General features: G+C 46.3%; 5 protein-coding genes and 1 pseudogene. 5 read left to right on the forward strand and 1 reads right to left on the reverse strand.

Annotated elements, in window-relative coordinates; translation table 11 throughout:
* Positions 1 to 528: 528 nt before the first annotated feature.
* Positions 529 to 708, reverse strand: a complete 180-nt coding sequence (locus LGT44_RS10250; RefSeq protein ID WP_230330460.1) for a helix-turn-helix domain-containing protein — start codon at positions 706 to 708, stop codon at positions 529 to 531.
* A gap of 249 nt (positions 709 to 957) precedes the next feature.
* On the opposite strand from LGT44_RS10250, the gene LGT44_RS10255 reads away from it, so the two are divergent.
* The 5 genes and pseudogenes from LGT44_RS10255 to LGT44_RS10275 form a co-directional block, all read left to right on the forward strand.
* Positions 958 to 1,191 carry a hypothetical protein gene (locus tag LGT44_RS10255; RefSeq protein WP_230330461.1) on the forward strand — a complete coding sequence of 78 codons (234 nt, stop codon included), beginning with the start codon at positions 958 to 960 and terminating at the stop codon, positions 1,189 to 1,191.
* Positions 1,184 to 2,395 (forward strand): Arm DNA-binding domain-containing protein, encoded by a 1,212-nt coding sequence (locus LGT44_RS10260; protein ID WP_230330462.1) that lies wholly within the window; start codon positions 1,184 to 1,186, stop codon positions 2,393 to 2,395. Before LGT44_RS10255 ends, LGT44_RS10260 begins: the two co-directional genes overlap by 8 nt.
* Before the next feature lie 9 nt (positions 2,396 to 2,404).
* Positions 2,405 to 2,662: a hypothetical protein gene (locus LGT44_RS10265; protein WP_230330463.1), complete on the forward strand. Its 258-nt coding sequence runs from the start codon at positions 2,405 to 2,407 to the stop codon at positions 2,660 to 2,662.
* A gap of 341 nt (positions 2,663 to 3,003) precedes the next feature.
* Positions 3,004 to 3,882 (forward strand): hypothetical protein, encoded by an 879-nt coding sequence (locus LGT44_RS10270; RefSeq protein WP_230330464.1) that lies wholly within the window; start codon positions 3,004 to 3,006, stop codon positions 3,880 to 3,882.
* Positions 3,883 to 4,287: 405 nt separating this feature from the next.
* Positions 4,288 to 4,753, forward strand: a pseudogene (locus LGT44_RS10275) (transposase); the annotation flags it as partial.

Below are 4,753 nucleotides of genomic sequence, written 5' to 3' on the forward strand. Positions count from 1 at the left end.
GTTGGGTTTTTTTATGCCTGAAATCCGCATGAATGCTGGGTTTCTTCCTTCAGGCCCTGCTGTTGGGCCGCCGCCTCTTTCGTTCCCCTGAAAAAATCGTCTGACCTTAAGGCTACTATGGGCACAGCCAGATTTTGTCTTCCAGTTGGCCGTCCTGAGTTGCTCAACTGCATCTGTTTTTACCCTTCTGAACACCACCCACAAGCCCTTGAAATCGGCCGGTCAAAAGCGGCAGAAAAGTGGCCTGTGACGTTTCTGTGACGAATCTGTGACGTTTTTTTCAATCGCTGGGAATATGAAGATTTTGCGCTGACCTTAAGGCTGCTGTGACGTCATAAGGTTTCCTGTTTGCCGGAGATCTCAGTACGGCTTATTGCCAGGATCAATTTTGAAAGGTCAGATCCATGAGCATGCATCTGACAGCCTGAACCCAATGTCATAGGTTGGAGCTAGTGGTTCAGGCTTTGAGGTGAGCTTAGTCCTTTCAGAATCCAAGCTTCTTATCATTTTTTAGGATTGACCTCTGGATCAATCTTGCTGAGCTTCTGTGATCGGATCGGGCATGTACTCAGCAACTTCGTTAGTAGTGACCTTGAAGTAGGCGCACAGCTTGTCAATTACATCAGTACTGCTGATATAGCCTTTCTGATTGGATACCCGCGACAAGGTGGTGCGGTGTATGCCGGTTTCACGCGAAACCTCTTCCATAGTCACCCTGCGCCCTTCCTGAAACTCTTTCTCTGCAATAAGTTCCTTTAATCGAAATCTGATCATGATTGTGCCTATCGATAGCATGAGATCAGCATGGTATCCGCTTTCCAACTAAACCCCAAATGCATCGCTTCCGTCATAAAAGATCCGGATGTGGCTTGTATGCTACAAAAGACGCTTGACACGACTCGTGTATGATTCTAATGTTTCTTATACGCTACATAAGTGCCAAATAAGGAACGCAAAATGCAAAACACTTACCTGACAACTCAAGAACTTGCCGACCGCATCAAATACGACGCGCGCACCATCCGTAACTCGCTAAAAGACAATGTTTTCCTGGAAGGGCGACATTACATCCGGCCGTTTGGCGGTCGCAAAATTCTGTACATCTGGGAGGTGGTGGAAGAGGAAATGCTGCGTACCGGGCCAAGCCCAATCGCAATCCCGATGGCTAATGGAGGGTTTGTTCATGGGTAACGTACGGGTACGCAAAGAAACAGGCCGGCTTTATATTGATTTCTTCTACAAGGGAGTTCGCTGCCGTGAGCAAACTTTACTGGAAGACAACGCAAAGAACCGCAAGCAAGTGGAGCAACTGCTGCAACGCATTGAGGCCAAGATTGTTCTGAATGACTTCAACTACTCGGAATTTTTTCCAAGTAGTAAGAATGCCGCCAAAATTGCGGAAATTCAGGCTGCAGCTGGCGGGCTTCAAACTCAAGTGGCAGCTCTGCCGCAATCTGGCATTAGATCGTCAGTAAAAACGGCCACACCAACCTTCGCTGAGTTCTGCCAACAATGGTTCACAGAGAAATCCATTGAGTGGCGGGCATCGCATTTGCGTAACGTACGCTCGCTGCTCGACAGCGCCTTACTCCCGGCCTTTGGTGATCAACCGCTGAATCAGATCACCAAAGAGGATCTGCTCAACTTCCGCTTGCAGCAGGCGGCGATTCCGGGTCGTTGCGGCAATGCCACTCTGTCAGCCAAGACGCTCAACAACCGGATGGGAGTATTGCGGATGATCATGGATGAAGCATCCGACCGTTATGGCTTTGAAAATCCATACCGGAACATCCGTCCTTTAAAGATGAAGAAGGTCCACATCGAGCCTTTCTCACTCGTCGAAGTGAACAAGATCCTCGAAAACGTACGTGCTGATTATCGTCACTACTACACCGTGCGGTTTTTTACCGGCATGCGTACAGGTGAGATAGATGGCCTGAAGTGGCAGTACATTGATTTTGAGCGCCGGCAGATTCTGGTGCGTGAAACATTAATTGCCGGTCAAACCGAATACACGAAAAACAACGGATCTCAGCGCGAAATTCCCATGCTTGGGCCGGTCTACGATGCCCTGATGGCTCAGCGTGCTAGCACCGGACGCATCAGCCCCTATGTGTTTTGTAACTCCGCCGGAGAGCCACTGGATCAGAACAATGTCACCAAACGTGTCTGGTATCCGTTATTACGCTATCTGGGCCTGGCACAGCGCCGGCCGTACCAAACCCGCCATACCGCCGCCACCTTGTTTCTGGCTTCGGGGGAGAACCCTGAGTGGGTGGCGCGGGTATTGGGACATTCTTCTACGGAAATGTTGTTCAAGGTGTATTCGCGCTACATCCCGAACCTGACCCGCATGGACGGATCAGCGTTTGAAAATCTGGTTGGTAACCGTTAGGAGGTGTTTATGATTCAGCAACAAATGTACAGCAGCATCTGGATTCCTCCTAAGACATACGATCTGGCCGAGTGGCTGATACGCAGCTTCAACATTCAGCCTGGGTATGGGCTGGCCCGATATCTGGGTGTTAGTCGCCGTTATAACAATTATCGTGCAGTGCAGGTGTGGGTGTTAGAGCAGCAGCGCAACTGGCCTGCAGAAAAACGCACAACCGGAAATTTACGCAGGGAGTTCTCTTTGCTGTTACCAATTGAGCAATATTAATCAAGGTTTGCTATATATTACCCTTTATATAAGACTTTATTCTTGCCGATATTTTTCTGCTCGAAAGAATAATATATATATAAAAATTTATTTAATTGATGATGTATATTGTAAGTGCACAGATTAACTTTTTGTTCATAAAGCCATATTTATAATATTTTTAACCTTTTCCGTATATTGGTATACATACGCAAACTTTCGCACCTTAATTAAACTTTTCTGTATGTATACCCAGGTATGACAAAGAACAATTTTTTTTCATATTTTTTTAAAAAAATGCTTGTCAACATTAAAAAACTGGAATAGCTTTCCCATGAAATCAATCACTGGATGGGCTGTTTATGGTGAGTAAATTTACTAACCAGAAAATGAAGAGAGCGCTGGTTTTATCTATCAGATATCCTGGCTTGACCGCATCTCTCCAGCCAGGTTCATCTCAGTATGTCAGGCTGAACGAAATGAACATTGCCAACAGTTCGGTTAGGTCGTTGATAAACTTTTTAGATTCATCGCTGAAGAATCTGATCAAATCGCATTATGAAAGCACTGATCTCAGTATTGCTTATGCGCTGGATGTTCCGTGTATTGATTCAGGAAATCAGAGTGGGAAACTGAACAGCATGGCCATTTTTGAATTATTCGGTGAGGATCTTACCGACTCACTGGTTGAGCGGTTTCAGACGTACTCAAAGGCTCTGATGCATTCAATCGTTGCGCCTGATTTGTTGTCGCAGATTGTTTTGGAGTTACCTGAAAATATCAATTCAGAAATGCATGACGAAATGCATACTATTGATGAGTGTTCTAATAAATTTTTAGCCCGCAATGGCGGCCGTGATATCAATGGAAACTTTTCGATTGCATTCGATCAGAATGGCCAGGAGGTCAGCTTTTCTAGGTTTGAAATTAAAAAGCCAAATATTAACCGGAGCAAACCAATCGATATTAGTGGTTATGGTGAATTCGATGGGCTACTCCTCTCGGATCTGAGCCTTTGGATAAGACCGGTAGTCAATGGAAAAGTCGGCAATAAACAGCGATTTATCGTCAGCTCCGCGATTGTCTTAGATCCTATAATTAAAGAAAATATCAGCCAAAAACACATATACTACACGGGCACAATTCGGCCTGATGCCAGAGATAAAATGATGCCATTCATAACAGCCATTGAGCTGGTTGATGAGGTGCCGACTCCGGCTGGAGACCTCTTTTCTTCGTAGTTGATAATTGTTAAGAGATTTATCCCGTTATTGCAGACACATCTAAAAGAGGCATAACGTATCTGTAAAGATACTCAGACAAGTGCTGGTTTCTTACTTCAAGCCGATCAGTGGCTCCTAATCTATCATGTTTTTTATCAGAAGCTGGTAGACTACTGGCAGCTTTGATAAAGGAATGCAGCGCGTGAGCAAGGTATTGATCAGCTGGGTCGGTGGTAACGACCTGAAAGCCTCCCAAAATGGAACTGAAGGCCCGATTCTGTCGACACTGAAGGCAGAGGGGTAATCCCCCCAGAAAACAACGGTGATCAAAAGTAGAATTTTCCGTAAGCTACACGCAGGGAGATTCTGCAATACAACACAGTAACGCGCAGCGGTTAAAAATCACGTTTTTCCGACAGCCAAATCCTGTCAGTCCTCAAGCAAGCTGAAAATGGCATTCCGGTGCCAGAACTGTGCCGTGAGCACGGAATCAGTAGCGCGACTTTTTATAAATGGCGTGCAAAGTTCGGCGGCATGGATGCCTCCATGATGGCTCGTCTGAAGGAGCTGGAAGAGGAAAACCGGCGCCTGAAGAAGATGTATGCGGAGGAACGGCTGAAAGCTGACATCCTCAAGGAAGCCATCGAAAAAAAGTGGTAAAGCCGTCTCGTCGCCGAGAGATGGCGCAGAAAGCTGTTACTGAAAATGGGATTAGCATCCGCCTGGCTTGCTGGATCTTCAGCATCAGCGAAACTTGCTATCGCTACCAGGCGAAACTGAGCGACGAGAACGTTGAAATTGCCGACTGGCTGATCCGCCTCACGCATAACCAAAAGAACTGGGGTTTTGGTCTGTGTTACCTGCATTTGCGCAACGTAAAGGGCTTTTC

This window comes from Thalassolituus alkanivorans (genome assembly GCF_020447205.1).
Classification (GTDB): domain Bacteria; phylum Pseudomonadota; class Gammaproteobacteria; order Pseudomonadales; family Oceanobacteraceae; genus Venatoribacter; species Venatoribacter alkanivorans.